The sequence below is a fragment of the Bradyrhizobium sp. WYCCWR15520 genome (assembly GCF_056174665.1).
Window position 1 is genome coordinate 82030 of sequence record NZ_JBWBWM010000008.1, and the last position, 18018, is coordinate 100047.

General features: G+C 63.3%; 16 protein-coding genes. 9 read left to right on the forward strand and 7 right to left on the reverse strand.

Features of this window, described 5'->3' with window-relative positions:
- Positions 1-65 precede the first annotated feature (65 nt).
- The 5 genes from AC0QUY_RS11140 (at position 66) to AC0QUY_RS11160 (ending at position 5848) form a co-directional block, all read left to right on the forward strand.
- A complete protein-coding gene (locus AC0QUY_RS11140; RefSeq protein ID WP_475386868.1) occupies positions 66-1064 on the forward strand; it encodes a LysR family transcriptional regulator in 999 nt (332 codons plus the stop codon).
- 178 nt (positions 1065-1242) lie between these two features.
- Positions 1243-1953: a cysteine hydrolase family protein gene (locus tag AC0QUY_RS11145; RefSeq protein WP_475386869.1), complete on the forward strand. Its 711-nt coding sequence runs from the start codon at positions 1243-1245 to the stop codon at positions 1951-1953.
- Entirely contained in the window at positions 1950-3602 is a 1653-nt protein-coding gene (locus AC0QUY_RS11150; protein WP_475386870.1) for a regulator, read from the forward strand. Before AC0QUY_RS11145 ends, AC0QUY_RS11150 begins: the two co-directional genes overlap by 4 nt.
- Before the next feature lie 239 nt (positions 3603-3841).
- Positions 3842-4861, forward strand: a complete 1020-nt coding sequence (locus AC0QUY_RS11155) for an alpha/beta fold hydrolase (protein WP_161852710.1) — start codon at positions 3842-3844, stop codon at positions 4859-4861.
- A 27-nt stretch (positions 4862-4888) separates the two neighbouring features.
- Positions 4889-5848 (forward strand): fatty acid desaturase, encoded by a 960-nt coding sequence (locus AC0QUY_RS11160; RefSeq protein WP_475386871.1) that lies wholly within the window; start codon positions 4889-4891, stop codon positions 5846-5848.
- Here the strand turns inward: AC0QUY_RS11160 and AC0QUY_RS11165 are convergent.
- The gene (locus AC0QUY_RS11165) at positions 5817-6446 is read right to left on the reverse strand and encodes a TetR/AcrR family transcriptional regulator (RefSeq protein WP_475386872.1); all 630 of its coding nucleotides are present in this window, start codon (positions 6444-6446) and stop codon (positions 5817-5819) included. The two genes, AC0QUY_RS11160 and AC0QUY_RS11165, sit on opposite strands and share 32 nt — an antisense overlap.
- Before the next feature lie 50 nt (positions 6447-6496).
- Positions 6497-7348: a VOC family protein gene (locus tag AC0QUY_RS11170; protein ID WP_475386873.1), complete on the reverse strand. Its 852-nt coding sequence runs from the start codon at positions 7346-7348 to the stop codon at positions 6497-6499.
- A 74-nt stretch (positions 7349-7422) separates the two neighbouring features.
- On the opposite strand from AC0QUY_RS11170, the gene AC0QUY_RS11175 reads away from it, so the two are divergent.
- Positions 7423-8727 carry an NAD(P)/FAD-dependent oxidoreductase gene (locus AC0QUY_RS11175; RefSeq protein ID WP_475386874.1) on the forward strand — a complete coding sequence of 435 codons (1305 nt, stop codon included), beginning with the start codon at positions 7423-7425 and terminating at the stop codon, positions 8725-8727.
- An 85-nt stretch (positions 8728-8812) separates the two neighbouring features.
- On the opposite strand, the gene AC0QUY_RS11180 is transcribed toward AC0QUY_RS11175, so the two are convergent.
- From AC0QUY_RS11180 to AC0QUY_RS11195, 4 genes are read right to left on the reverse strand one after another with little or no spacing between them, the layout of a single operon-like run.
- A complete protein-coding gene (locus tag AC0QUY_RS11180; protein ID WP_475386875.1) occupies positions 8813-10444 on the reverse strand; it encodes an ABC transporter ATP-binding protein in 1632 nt (543 codons plus the stop codon).
- Positions 10441-11271, reverse strand: coding sequence for an ABC transporter permease (locus AC0QUY_RS11185; protein ID WP_161852716.1), 831 nt, complete (start codon positions 11269-11271; stop codon positions 10441-10443). The genes AC0QUY_RS11180 and AC0QUY_RS11185 overlap by 4 nt, the downstream gene beginning before the upstream one ends.
- 4 nt (positions 11272-11275) lie before the next feature.
- The gene (locus AC0QUY_RS11190; protein ID WP_475386876.1) at positions 11276-12253 is read right to left on the reverse strand and encodes an ABC transporter permease; all 978 of its coding nucleotides are present in this window, start codon (positions 12251-12253) and stop codon (positions 11276-11278) included.
- Positions 12254-12277: 24 nt separating this feature from the next.
- On the reverse strand, positions 12278-13894 hold the full coding sequence (locus AC0QUY_RS11195) for an ABC transporter substrate-binding protein (RefSeq protein ID WP_475386877.1): 1617 nt from the start codon (positions 13892-13894) through the stop codon (positions 12278-12280).
- Positions 13895-14322: 428 nt separating this feature from the next.
- Here AC0QUY_RS11195 and AC0QUY_RS11200 point away from each other — a divergent pair, with 428 nt between their 5' ends.
- On the forward strand, positions 14323-14622 hold the full coding sequence (locus tag AC0QUY_RS11200; RefSeq protein ID WP_028347431.1) for an HU family DNA-binding protein: 300 nt from the start codon (positions 14323-14325) through the stop codon (positions 14620-14622).
- Between the two features lie 189 nt (positions 14623-14811).
- Here the strand turns inward: AC0QUY_RS11200 and AC0QUY_RS11205 are convergent, their stop codons facing one another.
- Complete coding sequence (locus tag AC0QUY_RS11205; RefSeq protein ID WP_475386878.1) at positions 14812-15591, reverse strand: SDR family oxidoreductase; 780 nt, start codon at positions 15589-15591, stop codon at positions 14812-14814.
- A 262-nt stretch (positions 15592-15853) separates the two neighbouring features.
- On the opposite strand from AC0QUY_RS11205, the gene AC0QUY_RS11210 reads away from it, so the two are divergent.
- Together AC0QUY_RS11210 and AC0QUY_RS11215 are read left to right on the forward strand one after the other, a co-directional pair.
- Positions 15854-16699, forward strand: coding sequence for a CmcJ/NvfI family oxidoreductase (locus tag AC0QUY_RS11210; RefSeq protein ID WP_475386879.1), 846 nt, complete (start codon positions 15854-15856; stop codon positions 16697-16699).
- An 80-nt stretch (positions 16700-16779) separates the two neighbouring features.
- On the forward strand, positions 16780-18012 hold the full coding sequence (locus AC0QUY_RS11215) for an MFS transporter (protein WP_475386880.1): 1233 nt from the start codon (positions 16780-16782) through the stop codon (positions 18010-18012).
- The last annotated feature ends 6 nt before the right edge of the window (positions 18013-18018 follow it).

Below are 18018 nucleotides of genomic sequence, written 5' to 3' on the forward strand. Positions count from 1 at the left end.
GACCGGCGGGTCCTGCCCAAATCTCACTTCAATCATGCTGAATCCAGTGATATGATTTCAGCATTATGCTGAACCAAACTGACCTGTCCCGGATCGATCTCAACCTGCTCGTATTGTTCGAGATCGTCTTTCAGGAGCGGCATGTCGGCCGGTCGGCGGAGCGGCTGCATCTTTCGCCGTCCGCCATCAGCCATGGCCTTGGCCGCCTGCGGACGCTGCTCGGCGATCCCCTGTTTCTCAAGACCCCGAAGGGCGTCGTTCCGACAGAACGTGCCCTTCAGCTCGCGACAGCAGTGGCTGAAATTCTCGCGCGTATCCGCGGGGTCGTTTCGACGGCTGCGCCGTTCGATCCGCGCCAATCGACGCGCCGCTTCGTCATTGGCGCGCCGGACGGCGTGTCGTCGGTTATTCTGCCTTCGCTACTGGAGACATTGCGGGAGGTCGCGCCGGGTACCGACATCAGCATCCGCCAGCTCCTGCCGGTGCAAGGCTTCACTGTGCCCCATCTGGCGTGGAAGGATGCGTTAAAGGAGCTCGAAGACCGGACGCTGGACATTGCAATCATTCCATTCGGCGATATCCCGGTTCGCTTCCACAAACGGACGCTTTACGAGGAAGAGTTCGTTATCGCCGCGCGCAAGGGCCATGCCTTCCAGCGCAATCCCACTCTCAAGCGCTACTGCGAGCTGGAGCATCTCGTTGTTTCCCACACCGGCGATGTCTCCGGATTCGTGGACGTTGAACTCGCCAAGAAAGGCTTGGCGAGGCACGTTACCTTGACGGTGCCGAATTTCAATTTCGCCCTTTCGGTGTTGGCCGAGACCGAGATGGTTTCCGCACTGCCGAAACGCTTTGTGGAAATTCATGGCGCCCGTTTCAATGTCGTCGCCATCAAACCGCCGCTGCCGCTTCCCCGTTTCTCGATCAATGTCGTCCTGCCGAAAGTGGCATTGATGGATGCTGGCCTTGCCTGGCTGGTCGAGCTGCTCGGACAGGTGCGGACAGGAAACGGCGGATCATCAGATCAGAGGTCGGGGAGGCGCCATCGCGGCGTGCACAGCTAATGGGCAACTGCTCGCTTGCAGTGCGTTCAGCGAAGATGCGCCACTATTAGCATCGACAAGTAACGGACTGACAGTACGGCCGATTTTCTTCAGACCCACCACCTGACTTCATTGTACACAATGGCATGCGCCTTGCTTGCCTTACCGCGAGACTTGTCTCGTTCGGGGCGCGTACGTCATGGCGAACTCAGCAAAGCTCGCAGCGGAGCCGGAGCCGATCGAGCTCGACTGGACAGTCACCGCGCTTCTCATCATCGACATGCAGCGCGATTTCATGGAGCCCGGCGGCTTCGGCGAGACGCTCGGCAATGACGTCAGCCAGCTTGCGCGGGCGGTTAAGCCGATCGCATCCGTGCTGGATGCGGCGCGCGGGGCCGGCATGCTCGTCATCCACACCCGGGAAGGTCATCTGCCCGATCTCTCCGACGCGCCGCCGGCCAAGGTCGAGCGCGGCGCGCCGTCGCTGCGCATCGGCGATCCCGGCCCGATGGGGCGGATCCTCATTCGTGGTGAAGCCGGCCACGACATCATTCCTGAGCTTTATCCGCTCGACAGCGAGATCGTGATCGACAAGCCGGGCAAGGGCGCGTTCTACGCCACGGAGCTTGGCGAGGTGCTGCAGCGCTACGGCATCGAGAACCTTTTGGTGTGCGGCGTCACCACCGAGGTTTGCGTCAACACCACCGTGCGCGAGGCCAATGACCGCGGCTATCGCTGCGTGGTGCTGGCGGACGGCTGCGCCTCCTACTTTCCGGAATTCCACGAGATGGGCCTGAAGATGATCAAGGCCCAGGGCGGCATCTTCGGCTGGGTCTCCAATTCGGCCGCGGTGCTGGAGGCGATTTCACCGGAGATTCCAGCAACGGCAGTAGCGGGGGCATCACGATGAGCACCACGGGGACATCAGCATCATCCACCTTCAAGCCGGCATTGTGGACGCCGGGCGACTGGAACGCGCTGTTCGGCTTCGGCACCAACATCCTCGTCAACATGCTGGTGCTGACCGGGCTGTTGCGCTTCGTGCTGAAGATGCCTGACTCGATTGTATTCGGCCGCATCCTGCCGGCGCTCGGCCTGATGATGTGCCTCTCCACGTTCTATTATGCGTACCTTGCCTACAGGCTCGCACAGAAGACCGGCCGCAACGACGTTTGCGCGCTGCCATCAGGCGTCAGCGTGCCGCACATGTTCATCGTCACCTTCGTGATCATGCTGCCGATCACGCTGAAGACCGGCGATCCCGTCAAGGGCTGGTCGGCGGGTCTCGTCTGGGTGTTCTTCCAGAGTTTTATTCTGATGATCGGCGGTTTCATCGCGCCGTACATCCGCAAGATCACCCCGCGCGCGGCGCTGCTCGGCACGCTCGCTGGCGTCTCCGTCACCTTCATCTCGATGCGGCCGGCGCTGGAAATGTACATGACGCCGCAGATCGGCCTGATCTGCTTCGCCATCATTCTGGTGGCCTGGTTCGGCGGTGTAAAATACCCGAAGGGAATTCCGGCCGGCCTCGTCGCCATTGCCGCCGGCATGCTGATCGCCTGGGGCTCGAACCTGTTCGGCCTCGGGCTCGGCGGCTTGAGCCTGAAAGGCGTCGGCGATGCCTTTGCCAATTTCGGCTTCTCGGTGCCGTTGCCGGCCTTCGGCCAAGTTTTCTCCGGCTTTGAATACCTCGGCATCATTCTGGTGACGGCGATTCCGTTCGGCATCTACGACCTCGTCGAAGCCATGGACAATGTAGAAAGCGCGGAAGCGGCCGGCGACGAATATCCGACCACGCGCGTGCTCACGGCCGACGGGGTCGTCAGCTTGATCGGCTGCCTGATGGGCAATCCCTTCATCAACGCGGTCTATATCGGCCATCCCGGCTGGAAGGCGATGGGCGGACGGATCGGCTATTCGGCGGCGACCGGCATCCTGGTGGTGCTGCTATCGTGGTTCGGCATCATCTCGGTGCTGCTGGCGCTGGTGCCCGTGGTCGCGATCTCGCCGATCCTGCTCTATATCGGAATGCTGATCGGCGCGCAGGCGTTCCAGACCACGCCGGTCAAGCACGCGCCCGCGATCGTGCTGGCGTTGACGCCGCATCTTGCCGCGTGGGCCAAACTGCAGATCGACACCATGTTGGCCTCGACCATGACCGTGGCGCAGACGGTGGGCGGGCTTGCGGCCGACAAGGCGGACGCGGTGAAGGCCGCCGCCATCGCGGCGCTGCCGCAGCAGGGCGTGATCTATCACGGGCTGGAAGTGATGGGCGGCGGCTCGATCCTCGCCGGCCTCGTTCTCGGCGCAATCGGCGTGTTCGTCATCGAGCGGGACTTCATGAAGGCGTCAGCCTTCGCGCTCGCCGGTGCGGTCATGACCTATTTCGGCTTCATGCACGGCGAAGCCGTCGGCATCGGCGGCGGTCTTGGTGTCACGCCGGGCGTGGCGCTCGCCTATGCGGTGGTGGCAGCGGGCCTGTACGCGCTGGCGAAGAATAGTCCGAGCGTGGACTACAGCGCGCATTCGGAAGTGCCGGCGGCGGCGCCGGCGGAGTGAGCTTCCAACTCCTCATGGTGAGGAGCGCGAAGCGCGTCTCGACCATGAGGCCACAGTCGGGCCTCTTCCTTCGAGACGCGCGTTCCGCGCTCCCCGGGATGAGCGGAGCGCGAAACGGCGCCAACTTTCATTCCCACCTTCGACCGCGGGCAAGTCATTGCCGGCCAGCGAAATCTGTTGCGGTCCAACTCAAATAATGTACTATAAGTACAGTAATTAGAGGCCCTGGAACTGCGGCTATGACAACTCGCAGCGACTATCATGTCTTCGAGGCGGGAGACGTCCTGCTCCAGTCGGGCGTCGCGTTCCCTTCGATGCAGCTCGCCTACCAGACCTATGGCACGCTGAGCGCGCGCAAGGACAATGTGATCGTCTATCCGACATCGTTCAGCGCGCAGCACTATGACACCGAATGGCTGATCCAGCGCGGCGGCGCGCTGGATCCCGATCGCTACTTCATCATCATCCCGAATCTGTTCGGCAACGGCCTGTCCTCGTCGCCGTCCAATTCCGACGTCACGCCGTTTCCGGCGATCAGCTATCACGACGCGGTCGCGGTTCAGCGCCGCCTGCTTGTGGAGCAATTCGGAATCTCGAAAATCGCGCTCGTCTATGGCTGGTCGATGGGCGGCATGCAGGCCTATCACTGGGCCGCCTGTCATCCCGATATGGTGGAGCGGGCGGCCGTCGTCTGCGGCAGCGCCAGATGTTCGCCCTATAATCACGTATTCCTTGAGGGCGTGAAGACCGCGCTCACGGCGGACCCGGCTTTCCGCGACGGCCGTTTCATCGCAAAACCTTCCGCCGGACTTCGCGCCATGGGACGCGTCTATGCGGGCTGGGCGATGTCGCATGCGTACTACCGCGACGAGGTCTGGCGCGAGGCCGGCTTTACGAGCCTCGAGGATTATCTGGCGCGCTCGTGGGACGTTGCTTTCGCCAGGCGCGACGCCAACGATCTGCTGGCGCAGATCGCCATCTGGCAGCGCGGCGATATCAGCCGGTGTGACGAATTCGGCGGCGACATCGACCGCGCGCTCGCCGCCGTCAGGGCGCGCATCCTGCTGATGCCCGGGCAGACCGATCGCTATTTCGACATGCGCGACAACGAGGCCGAACTGGGCCGGCTCGTCAATGCAAGGTCAGCCGAACTGCATCCGATTCCCTCGATCCACGGTCACCGTGCCGGAAACCCGATCAACAACGCCACAGATCGCGCTTTCATCAATGCCGAGATCTCGGCGCTGCTGCTGGCCTGAAAATCATCTATCGGAGGCGACGACGACATGAGCACTGCGATTACGGCAACAGGGGAGAAACCGCTGACGTCGGCCGAACTCCGCGAGCTTTCAGTGCGTTCGGACCTTCAAGGCGCCATTCGCACCATCAGTCACTACGGTGCGATCGCGGTGGTCGGCGCCCTGATATGGCTGGTCTCTACGACTTACGGACTGGCGTGGGCCTTGCCCCTGATCGTCGTGCAGGCCTATTTCGTGGCCTTCCTGTTCATGCCCATGCACGAAACCGCCCACAAGACTGCGTTCCGCAGCCGCGCGCTCAACCTTGTCGTCGGCCATCTGTCGGCTTTCGTGATCGCGAACCGCTATGAATATTATTGCCTGTTTCACTGGGACCATCATCGCTACACCCAGGATCCCCAGCGCGATCCGGAGCTGATCGTTGGGCCCAAGCCATCCTCTGACACGCAATTGGCGATTGCCTATACCGGCCTTGTCCAACTCGCCGGGCGAGAGTTGTTGATGCTGCGTCACGCCTTGACCGGCAAGGTCGCGCTTCCCTGGGTTCCCGAAAGCAAGCGCCACATCGTCGTCAGGGAGGCGCGCCTGTATCTGACGGGCTATGTCCTGCTGCTGCTCGCTTCGCTCGCTTTGTACACCGCGATTCTGCTCTGGGTCTGGATCGTTCCGCTGCTTCTCGGCCAGTTGATTCTGCGTCCGTACCTTTATGCCGAGCACACCGGCTGCGAACGGACGCGCAGCGCTTTCCAGAACACCCGCACCACCTACACCGGCATGGTCATGAAGTGGTTCGCTTGGAACATGCCCTATCACGCCGAGCACCACGCGTATCCGTCCATTCCGTTCCATGCGCTGCCGAAGTTGAACAGGATCGTTGATGGTCAGATCAAGTTCCGGGGCAGGGGCTATCGAGCGGTGACGCGCGAGACCTGGGCCTGGTTCCGCCAGGCTCGCGTCAGTCCGGCAAGCCGCCCTGGCGATCTCTGATCATCAGGAGGGTATCGACGAGGTTGCGAGCCTGCGCGGGCGAGATCGGCTTGATGCCGAAAATGTAGCGGTAGAACAGGCTCCCGTAGATCGCATCGTAAAGGTCTTCCGGCGCGCCTGTTGCGCCGATGCTGCCGTCCTGCTGGCCGGCCGCGATCAGTTCGATCAGCGCAGTCCGGCGATGGTCGAGATAACGCTCGTAGAAGATCTCCGCTGATCCGGTCCTGGAGATGCATTCCGAGATCACCGCGAGTTGCACCTTGCCGAACTCGCCCTGCAGCGCTTCGGCATAGGCGGCGGCGTGGCGTCTAAAGCGGGCCGCCGGCTGACCGGTGCCTGAGATCGGCAGCATCATCGACGCCTGATTCAGAAATGCGTCGATCAGAAGTGCCTCGCGCGACGGCCACCATTTATAGATGGTCATCTTCGAAACGTTCGAGTGCCGCGCAATCGCGTCGATGCTGGTGGCGGCAAGACCTGTGCTCGCCATCAGCGTATAGGCGCTTTGCAGGATTGCGTTTGTCGTTTCGGCAGAACGGGGGCGGCCGCGGCGGGCGGCCGCCGCGTCACCTTCCGTTGTCATCTTGCCCTTCGCCATCGTCCGGATTTCCAGCCCCTGAACCGGTGCGGCGCGATCGATGCGCTTGGCTACGCCACAAACGCCAGCAGCGTGCCGTTGCCTGCAGCCGGCGGCACCACAACGCCGCCGGCGCTCTTCACACCGGTCGCACCCAGCGCCTTCTCCGTCGCCGCGACATCGGCTGCGATCACGAGCCCCGCGCCGCCGCGCTCGGGCAGGCCGGCCAGCGACACGCCGGGATAGCGCTTGCCGAGTTGATCTTTCGTCAGGAACACGAAATCCGCGCGGTCGCCACCTGAGGGCACCGCGACCGCGCCATCAGTCTCGTTGCGCGTCTCGCGGTCGATCATCTTTGACAGATGCGCGGCCTCCGTGGCCGGCTCGGGCGCGACCATCAGTACCTGCTTCAGCCGTTTGGCGCCATTGGCGTGCTTCATCAGTTCGGGAATCCACACCGTCTCGCGGGTCTTGTGCTGGCAGGCGAAGATGCGTACGCCGCCCGGCGCTTCCGCCGTCGGCCACTGAAACGTCCGGAATTTTGCTGCGGACACCGTTCCATCAGGCATCGTCACCGGTCGCTCGAAATCGGTGGGGCCGACCGGCGGATAGCCGCGCGCGCGGATTTCCTCGGCGCCTTCGGCCGAATCCACCGCCGTGAACGCAATGCGCTCGATGCCTTCGCCGTTCTTTTCGAGATAGGCCCGCGCCGGAGCATTATGTTCCGTCGCCGTCAGCACGCCGAGCAATTCCATATAATCGGGATCGAACATGATGGTGTAGTTGCCCGATCCCATATGCGCGCTGTGGGTGCCGCGCGGCGACACGGTGAAGCCGAGCCGCTTGTAGTTTTCGGCGGCTTTGTCGAGATCTTTCACCATGATCACGGCGTGATCGATTCCGATGACGTTTTTGAGTGCCACTCTTTTATTTCCCTGGATGCGGTTGGGGAGCTAAACTAAGCAGAACGAAAAGGCCGCCGCAAGAAAGGATACCGATGAATACGAGTAACGTCCGCTGGCCCAATTCGCTATGGGCGGCCGTGACGCCATCAGGGCCGGAATTGCCCGAACTGACCGGCACGCAGCAGGCGGATGTCATCGTGATCGGCGGCGGTTTCACCGGCCTCTCCACTACGTTGCATCTGCGCGAGGCCGGCGTCGATGTCGCCATCGTCGAAGCCGCGGAGCCGGGGTGGGGCGCTTCGGGGCGCAACAACGGGCAGGTGATCCCGACGCTGTCGCGGCCCGATCCGGAGGACATTGTTGCGAAGCACGGCGAGGCGGGAGAACGTTTTGTCGGCATGCTGCGCGACAGTGCTTCCTATCTCTTCGACGTCACTAGGCGCTACAATATTGATGCCGAGGGGGAACAGGCCGGATGGGTTCAGCCCGTGCATTCGCCAGGCCGCATCAAGATCGCGGAGCGGCGCGTGCGCCAATGGTCGAAATTCGGCGCACCTGTTGAGCTGCTGTCGCGCGAGCAGACGCGCGATATGCTGGGCTCCGATGCGTGGTTCGGCGGCTTCTGGAACAAGACCGGCGGCCACATCAATCCGCTGGCGCTGGCCCGCGGCCTCGCGCGCGCCGTGCTTGGGTTGGGCGCGCGCATCTACGCACGCTCACCGGCCGAGAGCTTTGAGCGCCGAGGCGACCGCTGGCTGGTCAAGACGGCGAGGGGAGAGATTTCCGGCCGCGCGCTTGTCGTGGCGACCAATGCCTATAGCGGCGAGTTTTCGAAGTCGCTGGTGCCTGAGATTGCCCGCGAGGTGATGCCGGTCCTGTCATGGCAGATGGCGACGCAGCCTTTGTCCGACAATGTCCGCAAGACCATCATCCCGGCACGGCAGGCGATGTCGGACACCCATGGCGAACTCTATTTCGCGCGCTATGACGCGCGAAACCGCCTCGTCACGGGGGGCGCGGTAATCGGCCCCGGCAACAAGGTCGAGCGCATCAAGGCGCGCGTTACCGAGCGCTTGCAGCGGCTGTGGCCGCAGATCGGCGAAGTCTCGTTCGATTATGTCTGGAACGGCTATGTCGGCATGACCACGGACTTTCTGCCGCGCATCCACAAGCTCGGGCCCAATGCCTATGGCTGGACCGGCTGCAACGGCCGCGCGGTGGCGCTGACGATGCCGCTCGGCAACGAACTGGCAAAGGCCGCCCGCGGCGTGCCGGAGCACGAACTGGCGCTGCCGTTCACCGAGCCGGTGCCGATCGTCGGTCACGGCGTCCTGCGCAAGCTCGCGCCGCTGATGCTGCTGGTGTATCGCCGGCGCGACGCAAGGGAGATGGCGTGATCCGAGCAGGCGAGGCGCCACTTCTCCCTCGCCCCGCTCTTGCGGGGAGAGGGAGAGAGGCCGCACCGCCGTCCCTGTCATGAAGCTACACTGCCGCTGTATCGTGCTCCCGCGCAAACTCCCCGCCTGGGATCGAGTCGAGCAGCGCCTGCGTGTACGGATGCCGTGGACTTCCGAACACCTCTGCCGCCAGCCCATGCTCCACCACCTCGCCATCCTTCATCACGGCGACGAGGTCGCAGATTTGCGCGGCGACGCGCAGATCGTGGGTGATGAACACGATCGAGAGCCCGAGCCGCTGGCGCAGTTCCGCGAGCAGCTTCAACACCTGCGCCTGCACGGAGACATCCAGCGCCGACACCGGTTCGTCCGCGACCAGCACATCCGGCTTCAGCGCCAGCGCACGCGCCAGGCCGATGCGCTGACGCTGGCCGCCGGAAAACTCATGCGGGTACCGGTCGCCGGCAGAAGGATCGAGCCCGACCAGTGCGAACAGCTCCTTCGCATGCGCAATCGCATCCGCCCGCGGCGTGCCATGCACGATCGGGCCTTGCGCCACCAGCTCGGCGGCCTTGCGGCGCGGGTTGAGCGAAGCGAACGGGTCCTGAAACACCATCTGGATATGGCGCGTCTCGCGGCGAACTTCTTCCCGCGACATCTTCGCCCAGTCGTGGCCATCGAGCACGATCGATCCGGTATCGGGATCGATCAGCCGCACGATGCAGCGCGCCAGCGTCGATTTGCCCGAGCCGGATTCGCCGACGATGCCGAGCGTCGCGCCGCGGGGCAGGGCGAGCGACACGTTCTTCACGGCCGGCGTCACCCGCGCGCCACGGCCCAAGAAGCCGCCCGTGCGGTAGGTCTTGGATACGTCCGTGATCGCCAGGATATTGTCGGCCGCCAGCGCACGCGGTGGCGGCGCCTTCAGCGGCGGAACGGCAGCGATGAGCTGTTTTGTGTAGGCATGCTGCGGATGGTGCAGCACGTCGGAAGCCGTGCCCTGTTCGACGATGACGCCATGCTGCATCACCACCACGCGGTCGGCGATCTCGGCAACCACGCCGAAATCATGGGTGATGAACATGACCGCGGTCTTGCGGCGCTGCTGCAGGTCGCGGATCAGTTTCAATATCTGCGCCTGCGTCGTGACGTCGAGCGCGGTGGTCGGCTCGTCCGCGATCAGCAATTTTGGATCAAGTGCCAGCGCCATCGCAATCATGGCGCGCTGGCGTTGGCCGCCGGAGAGCTCATGCGGATAGGCTTTCGCGGCGATCTTGGGGTCGGGAATGCGGACGTCCGCCAGCAGCGCCAGCACCCGCGTGTTGATTTCTGCCTTCGACAGATCGGTGTGGATCGAGAACATCTCGGCGATCTGGTCGCCGATGGTGCGGAGCGGATTGAGCGCCGTCATCGGTTCCTGGAAGATCATGGCAATGCCGTCGCCGCGCACCTCGCGCATTTCCGCAATCGACGCGGCGCAGAGGTCGCGGCCCTCGAACATGATCCGACCTCCGTCGATCGTCACCTCATTCGGCAACAGCCGCATGACGGCGTTCGCCATCATCGACTTGCCGGAACCGGATTCGCCGACCACGCAGAGGATTTCGTTGGAAGCGATTTCCAGCGACACGTCCCTGAGCGCATGTGTTCTATCGGCGCCGCCGGGCAGGCGGACGCTCAGGCGATCGAGCGAAAGGATGGTCTCGTGCTCGCTCATCGGCCCTTCAGCCTCGGATTGAGCGCGTCGTTGAGGCCCTGGCCGACCAGCGACACCGCGAGCACGGTGACGAGGATGGCAATCCCGGGGATTGCCGAGACATACCATTGCACGCGAAGTACATCGCGCCCCAAGCCGATCAGGTTGCCCCACGACGCCACGTTGGGGTCGGATAGCCGCAGGAAGGCGAGCGCGCTCTCCAGCAGGATTGCGACCGCCATCACCACGCTGGCATAGACGATGACCGGCGGCAGCGCATTGGGCAGGATCTCCCGGAAAATGAGCTGGATGTTCTTCATGCCGAGCGTCCGGCCGGCCTGGACGAACTCGCGGCTGCGCAAGGACAGGAACTCGGCGCGGGTCAGCCGCGCCGGCGCCGGCCACGACACCACGCCGACCGCGATGGTGACGGTGGTCAGCGTCGAGCCGAACACCGCGACCAGCACCAAGAGCAGCACGAAGTTCGGCAGCGTCTGGAACGCCTCGGTGATCCGCATCAGCACATTGTCGACCCAGCCGCCATAATAGCCGGCGAAGGCGCCGACGAGGATACCGATCAGGATCGCGATGGCCGTAGCGACGCCGCCGATCAGAAGCGATATCCGCGCGCCGTAGAAAATTTGGGCGGCGATATCGCGGCCGGAATTGTCGGTGCCGAGCAGGAAGCGCGGGTTGGAGAACGGCCACACCAGCGGACGGCCGGCGAGCGCCAGCGGATCACGCGGATAGAACCAGCCGGCCGAGATTGCCATCGCGATCACGATCACGAGCAGGATCAGGCCGGCGACGGCGGCGGGGCTTCGGAAATAGCGCTTGACCGCATCCATCGCGCTAGCCCTCAGCCGTAATGCGCGGATCGAGCCGCGCATAGATGAGATCGACGATGAAATTCACTGATATGACGAGCAGCGCCGAGACGAACACGATGCCGAGCAGCGTGTTGAGGTCGCGTTGCACCACCGATTCATAGGCGAGCCGCCCGAGCCCCGGCAGCGAGAACACGCTTTCGACCACTACCGAGCCGCCCAGCATGGTCCCGGCCTGCAGGCCGATCAGCGTCACCATCGGCAACAGCGCATTGCGCAGCACGTGCCGCGTCACCACCCGCGTCTCGTCGAGGCCTTTGGCGCGCGCCGTGCGGACGTAGTCGAGGTTGAGCACCTCCAGCATCGAGGCGCGCATGATGCGCAAATAGATCGCCAGGAAGATCAGCCCAAGCGTCAGCGTCGGCAGCACTAGATGGCTGGCGATATCGAGCACGCGCCAGATGCCGGTCCGCATCGTTCCGATATCCTCGAAACCGCCGGGCGGCAGCCATTGCAGGTAGACCGAAAACACCACGATCGCCATCAGCCCGAACCAGAACGAGGGCGTCGCATAGAAGATCAGGCCGAGCGTCGAGATCAGCGTGTCCGGCCAGCGGTTGACGCCGCGGGCGGCGATGACGCCGAACACCAGCCCGAAGAAGAACGCGAACGACAGCGACGCGGTCATCAGAAGAATCGTCGGCGGCAGCCGCTCGATAATCACGGACGCCACCGGTTTGCCGTAGATCGAGGAAAAGCCGAGATCGAGCCGCACCAGCCGCCACAGATAATTGCCGAGCTGGGCCGGGATCGAGAGATCGAGGCCGTAGAACTTGCGCAGATCCCTGGCGGTCGCGGCATCGCCGCCGCCCATCTGCGCCATCATGGCGTCGACGGTGTCGCCCGGCGCGAACTGCAGCAGCAGGAACACGCCGATCAGGATCAGGACAAGGGTCGGGATCGAGGCGGCGAGCCGCCGCCCCGCAAGGGTCAGGATACGCATACGCCTATTCTGGCGGAGATAAGGTCATGCGGAAAGCCAAAGATCGTGCCAGCTCGTCGAACCCCAGCGCGGGGTGTTGGAGTGGTTGCGCGCCTTTGCCGTGATCGTGGTGAGGAAAATCTGCTCGATCGGCATCCAGACCGGCAGCTCGGTATTCACCTCCGTGACGAACTGGGCATAGAGCGCCTTGCGCTTGGCTGGATCGACTTCAGTCGCAGCGTCGTCGATGGTCTTGTCGACGTTCTTGTCTTCCCAGCCCCACTGGTTGGTCCACGGCGCGCCCTTGGGCTGGCCGGAGCGATACCAGACCGTGGTCGAGACCGCGGGGTCGTTGCGGTACTGGTGCCAGCCGGTGGCGATGTCGAAGGCGTGCTCGTCATAGACCTGCTTGAGGAAGCCGCCGCCATCGTTGCGCACGATCTCGACGGGAATGCCGATCTCGCCCAGCGATTGCTGGATGAAGGTCGACCACAGCGAGATGTCCTCGCCCCATGGGGCGGGCAGCAGCCTGAGCGAGAAGCGCGTGCCGCCACGTGCCGCCTTGAAGCCGGCTTCGTCCAGCAGCGCGGCGGCCTTGGCCTTGTCGTACGGATATTGCGGCGTGTTCGCTCCCGGATAGAAGTCGGTCGAGGTCGAGGGGATCGGCCCGGTGCCGAGCTTGGCGAAGTCGCCGAGAAAATTCTCGATGAAGAACGGCACATTGATCGCATGGGCGATGGCGCGGCGAACCTTGATGTCGGACAGCTCCTTGCGGCGGAAGTTGAACTCCAGCGTGTTGGTCCGCGCGTTGCCTTCATTGCCCTTGGTGGAGACGATGAAGCGCTTGTCCTTGCCGAGGCGAGCGAGATCCGAGAGCGTAAGGCTCGAGAATGGCGCGTAGTGAAGTTCGCCGGCTTCCATTTGCGCCGCCGCCGCTGCGCGATCGGTGATCACCTTCCACACGATGCGATCGAGGTAGGGCGCGTTGGGCCGCCAGTAATTCTCGTTGCGGTCGGCGATGATGTATTGCCCGCGCTCATATTTGACGAACTTGAACGGCCCGGTGCCGACAGGCGCAAGATTGGTCGGGTTCTGCCTGATATCGCCACTCTCATAGAGGTGCTTGGCCGAGACATAGCCGAGGTCGGGCAGGGCGCGCAGCAGCAGGTTCAGCGGCATCGGCCGCTCGTATTTAAAGATTGCGGTGTGCGGATCAGGCGTTTCGACCGCGGTCAGGAACAGCTGCAGCGTCGATCCGTAATTGAGGATCTTCTTCCACATGTTCATGGCGGTGAATTCGACGTCGGCCGAGGTGAACGGCTTGCCGTCGTGCCAGGTGATGCCCTTGCGTAGCTTGAACGACACGGTCTTGCCGTCGGGGGCCGCTTCCCAGCTCTCGGCGAGCACGCCGACCGGCTGGCCGCTGGCATCGAGATCGACGAGGTTTTCCTGGATCTTGCCGCTGATGATGTAGACGCCGGTGGAAGCCTGGATGCTCGGGTTGAGCTGGCGCTGCTCGGCGGCGTAATGGACGTTGAACACGCCGCCTTTGCGCGGCGCTTCCTGGGCGAAGGCCCGCATCGGATTAATGACGTTGGCCGCGATGGCCGCCGACGTCAGCAGCGCGGTGCGGCGATTGATCTCAAGGCGCGTCAAATCCATGCGAAGTCTCCGAAGGTGATATTGATGGCGAACCGTTCAGGCGTCCGCCTTAGGGGGCGATTTTACGATGGAACGCCAACGCGAGTCATTTTCAAATCAACGCGCAGGGCGGAAAATCCTTCCTGAAAACAAGGTGCTTACCGGCCGATCAGTCTGCGCATTTTGTCCTGCCAGAAGGCAAATCGCGGCTCGCTCCGATAGAGGTGGAAAGGGGAGAGCAGCCCGGGATTGTCCTGAAACGGGACCTCAGAGAGCGCAGAATCCCCCTAAAAATAGGCTCCGGAGGCTTCCGATGTTAAAAAAACCCGGAAAAATTGGACGAATCACTGCAACTCGACTAGCGAGATAGTTGTGCAGATTGTCGAAAGCCCTATTTTCTAGGCGTTTTTCGCCATATCGTCGCCTGTGCCAGAATCAATGGAGCAACCATGGCCACCCAAATGTCTAAGTCGCAGCTGATCGAGAAGATCGCGACCACCACCGAACTTTCGAAGAAAGAGGTCAAGAACGTGATGGACACGCTCGTTGACGTCGGTCACAAGGAGCTCAAGAAGAACGGGCTATTCCTCGTTCCTGGCTTCGCGAAGTTCGTCGTGGTCAAGAAGCCCGCGACCAAGGCTCGGAAGGGCACCAACCCCTTCACGGGCGAGGAAATGATGTTCAAGGCCAAGCCGGCCCGCAAGATCGTCCGGGCCCGCCCGGTCAAGGCTGCCAAGGACGCGGTCTAAGAATCTCTCCCTCTCCCCGTTCTTCACCGGGGGGAGGGTTGGGGTGAGGGGCGGCCTCCGCAAACTCTTTGAAAGAGGTGTTCGTGGAGAGTCCCCTCACCCGAAATTCAAGCTGTGCTTGAATTTCGACCACTCCCCGCAGGCGGGGCGAGGTGATCTGAGTGTGCCGCGCCCTTCGCGCCAGATGCGCTACACCACCGGCGACCGGCCGCCATCGACATTGATGGCGGTGCCGGTGATGAACGATCCCTGCTCGGACGCGAGGAAGCAGGCGAGGTTCGCAAATTCCTCCGCCGTGCCGATGCGCCCCAGCGGGGTGCCCTTGGCGAGGTTTTTCGCAAACACCTCGAAATCCGTACCCGGCGCCTGCGCCGCGTGCCGCTTCACCCATTGATCGCTCATGATCAGGCCGACCAGCATGGCGTTTACCAGAATGTTGTGCTCGCCGCCTTCGCTTGCCATCACCTTGGTCAGCGCCATGCCGGCCGCCCGCGATACCGAGGTGGGGGCCGAGGACGCCGCCGGCGCCTTGGCGTAGGTATTGAGCACGTTGATGATGCGGCCCCATTTGCGCGCCTTCATGCCAGGCCAGACCAGCCGGCTGAAACGGATCGCGGCGAATAGTTTGAGGTCGAGGTCTTCCTGCCACGCCTCGTCGGAAATGTTCTCGAACGCCATTGTCCGCGCGGTGCCGGCATTGTTGACGAGGATGTCGACCGGGCCGAGATCGCCGACAATCTTTTCGTGCGCCTTCGCAATGTCAGCCGCCCTCGAGACATCGCAGACATAGTCGCGCACCGCGATCCCGTCCTTGGCGAGCAACTCCCGCGCCGCTTTCAGGTCGGCCGCGCCGCGCGCGAGGATCGCAACCTTGGCGCCGGAGGCGGCGAATTGCCTTGCGACCGCGAGGCCGATGCCCTTGCTGCCACCGGTAACGACGGCGACTCTGTCCTTGATCGTGACTTGCATGTGGTTCTGCCTGTGAATTGAGCGGGAACTGGTCGAGTGAACTTATTGTTGCCGTGCCTCGTCGCCGCGTCAACGCGCTCTCACATAATGACGAACGCGTGAGCGCCGGAAATACCGTGCGGTTCAACAGGCATCTTCGAAAAGGATTTTCCCTGTTTGCCGCCGCTCGCAATGGCAAATTTGCTATTTTCGAAAGCGCCTTGTCGGGTTCGGCGGCCGGTCCAAAATCTAACAGAACAACAATGGAGTCCAGGAGAACACCATGGGCCTGCAGCAAGCCAAACTTGAATCGCTTCCCTTCGTCACCGCCGAACTGAACTATCTCGCGCCCGTCGTGGGAAAGCCTCGCACCTACGCCTTCGATCCGCCGCCGGGCGAACCCAAATCCACCGCGCTGCCCGAGCCCCACAACGTTCCGATCTTCGACGCGCGCCTGATCGCCGCAAATCTATCGCTGGACCGCGAAGGCTTTTCGCTGGTCCGCCATCCCACCATCGTCAAGGACTTTTACGACGATAAGGAAGTGAGAGGCGTCTACTATCCGGCGGTCGAAGCTTTCCTGAAGGCGACGCTGAAGGCCGACCGCGTCTTCATTTTCGACCACACCGTTCGCAAGCGCGTCGAGGGCGCCGCCGACATCAGGGGCGCCGGGCCGCGTCAGCCGGCCACGCGGGTCCATGTCGACCAGACCGATAAATCAGGCGCCAACCGCGTTCGCGAACATCTGCCCGAGGAGGCCGACGAACTCCTGAAGGGACGCGTGCAGGTCATCAATGTGTGGCGGCCGATCCGGGGACCGCTGCGCGACGCGCCGCTGGCGATGTGCGACGGCCAGACCGTCGAGGCGGGCGATCTCATTGCCTCCGATCTGATCTATCCGAACCGCAGCGGCGAAACCTATTCGGTGAAATACAATCCGAACCACCGCTGGTACTACATCCCGGAAATGCGGACCGACGAGGCATTGCTGTTGAAGTGCTACGATTCCGCAACCGACGGCCGCACGCGGTTCGGGCCGCACACCGCCTTCATCGATCCAACCACGCCTGCCGATGCGCCGCCGCGCGAGAGCATCGAGTTGCGGACGCTGGTGTTCCATAGGAACTGATCGCCGCAAGGTGGGCGGATTCGCGTTCCCATCCTATTGGTGATACCTCGCCCCCAGACAGTTTTGGGGCGAGACGGTTCATGGACGGCAAGGCCGATAGCGCGGATGGCAACTTCCGCGCCCTGGTTTTTGCGCTGCTGGCGCTGGCCTGTGGTCACATGCTGTCGACGCTGCTGCGGACCATTCCGGCCGTCAGCCTCGACGTGATGGCGGCCGATTTCAGAACCTCGCCGCAGACGCTGGCGAGCCTCACCTCGATCTATCATTTCGCCTTCGCGGCCTCGCAGATCCCGGTCGGCGCCGCGATGGATCGCTTCGGCGTCCGCCCGGTTTCCTTGAGCCTGCTCGTGGGAACCATCATCGGCGCGCTGGCCTCGGGACTGGCAACGGGGCCGGAGAGCTTTTTGGTTGGCCAGTTCCTGCTCGGCGTCGCCACCTCGGGCATGCTGATGTGCCCGATGACACTGGCGGCGAAGCAGATGTCGGCGGCGCGCTTCGGCCTGTGGTCCGGCATCATCCTCTCGATCGGCAATATCGGCATGCTGCTGTCGGCGAGCCCGCTGGCTTTCGTCGTCGAGCACTTTGGCTGGCGGATGGGATTCTGGATTTCCGCCGGCTTCGGCGCCGCCGTGGCGCTCGCGGTGTTCGCGCTGGTGCCGAAACACCCGGCCGCGCATGCCGATCCATCCTCGCCGTTGTCGCAGATGGCCGAAGTGCTGCGCATCGGGCTGTCGCGGCCGTTGCGGGGTCTGATCGGGTTGGCGCTGGTCTCGCTGGCGGCTTCGCTGGTGTTGCGGGGATTGTGGGGCGGGCCGTGGCTGATGGAGATCAAGGCGCTCGGCCGCATCGAGGCCGGCAACGCGCTCGGCCTGTTCACGCTGGCGCTGATCGCCGGTCCCGTGCTGATGGGGATTGTCGATCGCAGTATCGGCCATCGCCGCGAGATGCTCGCCGCCACGCATTCCCTTGCCGCGTTGTTGCTGGCACTGATGGCGGCTGGCGCGCCGCATTATCCGCTGTCGGAACTGCTCGGATTGAAGGCCGTGCCGGCGCCAATCGACGGCGTGCTGTTAGTCCTGATGGGCATCGCGATATCGACGCAGCCGCTGCTGTTCGGCATGACACGGCAAATGGCGGGGGCGCAGAACGCCGGCAAGGCGCTCTCAGCCATCAACCTCGCGTTCTTCCTCGGCGCCGCACTGATGCAATCGGCCACCGGCGTGGTGGCGACGATCTTCGGCCTTCCCGCAGTGCTGCTATTCATGGCCGCGACCTTGATCATCGGGACGATTGTGTTTTTGATGTACACCTGACCCCTT